Here is a 3,708-nt window from a genome sequence, read left to right as displayed (position 1 = left end):
CAGGAACGGGATGGGACGGGTAGGGGCGGCGGGGGCGAGATGACCCCGCCGCCACGGACGGAGCCACCCCTGAAAACACTGCTCAGCGCCGAGCGACACCCTCGGCCCGAGCCGCCGCGGCGACCGCCGCGGTAACGGCAGGAGCCACCCGCGGGTCGAACGGCGACGGAATCACGTAATCCGCGGCAAGATCCTCACCCACAACCTCAGCCAACGCGTCCGCCGCCGCGATCTTCATCCCCTCAGTGATCCGCGACGCCCGCACCTGCAGCGCCCCCGCGAAGATCCCTGGGAACGCCAGCACGTTGTTGATCTGGTTCGGGAAGTCCGAGCGCCCGGTCGCGACGACCGCCGCGTACTTGTGCGCCACATCGGGGTGCACCTCGGGGTCCGGGTTGGCCATCGCGAACACGAACGCGTCCTTGGCCATCGAGGCCACCGCCGCCTCCGGGACCGTACCGCCGGAGACGCCGATGAAGACGTCGGCGCCGGCGAGGGCGCTCTCCAGCGACCCCGTCAGTCCGGCCTTGTTCGTCAGCTCCGCCAGCTCGCGCTTGACCGGCGTGAGGTCGTCACGGTCCGCCGAGACGATGCCCTTGCGGTCGGCGACGGCGACATCGCCGAGGCCCGCCTCAAGGAGGAACTTCGCGATGGCGACGCCCGCCGCACCCGCGCCGGAGATCACTCCCCGCAGCTCCCCGAGCTCCCGCCCCGTCAGCCGCGCAGCGTTGCGCAGGGCCGCCAGCGTCACGACCGCCGTGCCGTGCTGGTCGTCGTGGAAGACAGGGATGTCCAGCTGCTCCTGGAGCCGCCGCTCGATCTCGAAGCAGCGCGGTGCCGAGATGTCCTCCAGGTTGATGCCACCGAAGGACGGCGCCAGCCGGACCACCGTCTCGATGATCTCGTCCACGCCCGTGCAGGCCAGCGCGATCGGGACCGCGTCCACGCCGCCGAACTGCTTGAACAGGATCGCCTTGCCCTCCATCACCGGGAGGGACGCCTCGGGACCGATGTCACCGAGTCCGAGGACCGCCGTACCGTCCGTCACGACCGCGACGACGGACGACTTCCAGGTGTAGTCGTTGACGAGGTCGGGCTGCTCGGCGATGGCGGTGCACACCCGGGCCACACCGGGCGTGTACGCGAGGGACAGGTCGTCCTTGTCACGGATGGGCACGGTGGCCTGCACGGCCATCTTGCCGCCCCGGTGCAGAGCGAACGCCGGGTCGAACTCACCGGCGTCACTGTCGGTGACGATGTCGCTGCGAGGATTGACGATCTCCGCTGCCACTTTGTTACCCCTTAAGTCTTCAAGGTTGGAGGGTGACCACTCCTGGTGAGGGGTGGGCGGGCACCGCGCAAGGCCCCGGTGAGTGATGCGCACGGGCACGAGCGCGACGGGCGCGCCGCACACGCGCCCTGAGCCCCGGATGAGGGGTGTAAAGAACCTTCTTACCGGACGGAGGACACCGCCGACGACCCCATAACGCGAAGGTCACACGGGGGCCGCACGACTCATCACCACACATGACCACATACACGGGCATGATCGATCAAATCGAGAGGCGCGCGAGGCTCGAATCGCAAGCGAGGGGCGAGCCGGTCGCGGGCCCGTCGCGATCGAGACAGCATCGAGACGGGATCAGGTCCGGATCAGGTGTGGATCAGATCGGAACGGGTCCTCACTCGGCTGTACGTACGGATGCAACAGCCGCTCACCTGGCGAGATACACCGAAGATCTTCCGGCCGGAACGAATGATTCCCGTAGAAGATCCGGGAAGGTCCGGCTCTGGTGCACCGACCTGACGCTGCACGGGGGTCACCCGTTATCCGATTTTGACATGGCCGGTCGTCTGAATGCCTCCGTCCGAATGGCAAGATGCCGTAATCACACAAGGTCGCGACACTCAAAGATGCGTGCACCAGTCGACCCGCCGGAATCGTCCGCCCTCCGGGGCAGGCGCCGGCCCCAATGGCACACCATCCATCCGCCGGAGGAACCCACCATGACCGCAAGCTCCACCCTTCGTACGACCGCCGCGCACAACCGGCTAGCAGCGGTCGGTGCGATCGCGGTCGCGGGCGCCCTGCTGCTCACCGGTTGCGGTGACCAGACCAAGGACAAGGGCACTGGCTCGGAGAGCGCCTCGACGAGCTCCGCCCCGCTGGCCGCCAAGCTGCCCCAGGCCATCCGGGACAAGGGCGTCGTCACGGTCGGCTCGGACATCGCGTACGCGCCGGTCGAGTTCAAGGACGACTCCGGCAAGACGGTCGGTATCGACCCCGACCTGGCGGACGCCATGGGCAAGCAGCTCGGTGTGACGTTCAAGTTCGAGAACGGCACCTTCGACACCCTGATCACGGGTCTGCGCTCCAAGCGGTACGACATCGCCATGTCCGCGATGACCGACACCAAGGACCGCCAGGAGGGCACCGAGAACGGCAAGAAGGTCGGCGAGGGCGTCGACTTCGTCGACTACTTCACCGCCGGTGTCTCGATCTACACCAAGAAGGGCGACGACCAGGGCATCAAGACCTGGGCCGACCTCTGCGGCAAGAAGATCGCGGTCCAGCGCGGCACGGTCTCCGAGGACCTCGCCAAGGCCGAGACGAAGAAGTGCACGGGTGGCAAGAAGATCGCCATCGAGTCGTACGACAACGACCAGCAGGCCCAGACCAGGGTGCGCGCGGGCGGCGCCGACGCCGGCTCCTCCGACTTCCCGGTCACGGCGTACGCGGTGAAGACCTCGGGCGGCGGCAACGACTTCCAGGTCGTCGGCGAGCAGGTCGAGGCGGCGCCGTACGGCATCGCGGTCGCCAAGACGAACACGCAGCTGCGGGACGCCCTGCAGGCCGCGCTCGACGCGATCATCAAGAACGGCGAGTACGGCAAGATCATCGCCAAGTGGGGCGTCGAGGACGGTGCCGTGACCTCGGCCACCGTCAACGGCGGCAAGTGACCCCGGCTCACCGTAGCTACGGGCACTGAAAGGCAACACCCGTGACTGTTGACATCGACAAGGCGACAGGACCGGCGGACACTCCCCCGGCCGGACCGGAGGCCATCAGGGCCGTCCCGGTCCGGCACTACGGGCGGTACGTCTCGGCCGTCGTCGCGATCGCGCTCTTCGTCGCGATCGTCTCCGCGTTCGCCCAGGGCAACATCAACTGGGGCGCCGTACCGGACTACTTCTTCGACGACCGCATCATGACGGGCGTCGGGAAGACCCTCCTGCTGACGGTCCTCTCGATGGTGATCGGCATCGTCGGCGGCATCCTGCTCGCCGTCATGCGCCTGTCGAAGAACCCGGTGACCTCGACCATCGCCTGGTTCTACATCTGGTTCTTCCGCGGCACCCCGGTCCTGGTCCAGCTCGTCGTCTGGTTCAACCTGGGCCTGGTCTTCACGTACATCAACCTCGGTCCGATCTACAAGGACTACTGGTCCAGCTTCATGACGCCGCTGCTGACGGCGCTCCTGGGCCTGGGCCTGAACGAGGCCGCCTACATGGCGGAGATCTGCCGCGCCGGCCTCCTCTCGGTCGACGAGGGGCAGACGGAGGCCTCGCACGCCCTGGGCATGAGCCACGCCAAGACCCTGCGCCGGATCGTGATCCCGCAGGCGATGCGCGTGATCGTGCCGCCCACGGGCAACGAGGTCATCAACATGCTGAAGACGACCTCGCTGGTTTCGGTGGTCCAGTTCG

3 protein-coding genes are annotated in these 3,708 nt (G+C 67.5%); 2 read left to right on the top strand and 1 reads right to left on the bottom strand.

The features are described from left to right. Nucleotides 1-82: 82 nt before the first annotated feature. Nucleotides 83-1,291 (bottom strand): NAD(P)-dependent malic enzyme, encoded by a 1,209-nt coding sequence (locus STRTUCAR8_RS46545; protein ID WP_006383494.1) that lies wholly within the window; start codon nt 1,289-1,291, stop codon nt 83-85. Nucleotides 1,292-2,007: 716 nt separating this feature from the next. Between STRTUCAR8_RS46545 and STRTUCAR8_RS46540 the strand changes: the two genes are divergently transcribed. Together STRTUCAR8_RS46540 and STRTUCAR8_RS46535 are read left to right on the top strand one after the other, a co-directional pair. Continuing rightward, the gene (locus tag STRTUCAR8_RS46540) at nt 2,008-2,961 is read left to right on the top strand and encodes an ABC transporter substrate-binding protein (RefSeq protein ID WP_006383495.1); all 954 of its coding nucleotides are present in this window, start codon (nt 2,008-2,010) and stop codon (nt 2,959-2,961) included. A gap of 41 nt (nt 2,962-3,002) precedes the next feature. Continuing rightward, nucleotides 3,003-3,708: amino acid ABC transporter permease (locus STRTUCAR8_RS46535; protein WP_006383496.1), on the top strand; the 706-nt coding region annotated here is incomplete at its 3' end.

The sequence above is a fragment of the Streptomyces turgidiscabies Car8 genome (genome assembly GCF_000331005.1).
In the GTDB taxonomy this organism is placed as follows: domain Bacteria; phylum Actinomycetota; class Actinomycetes; order Streptomycetales; family Streptomycetaceae; genus Streptomyces; species Streptomyces turgidiscabies.
This window is presented reverse-complemented; position numbering and strand designations above follow the sequence as displayed.

Coding starts and splice junctions, on each gene's coding strand:
- STRTUCAR8_RS46540 (WP_006383495.1), top strand. CDS start 2,008: ATGACCGCAAGCTCCACCCTTCGTACGACCGCCGCGCACAACCGGCTA.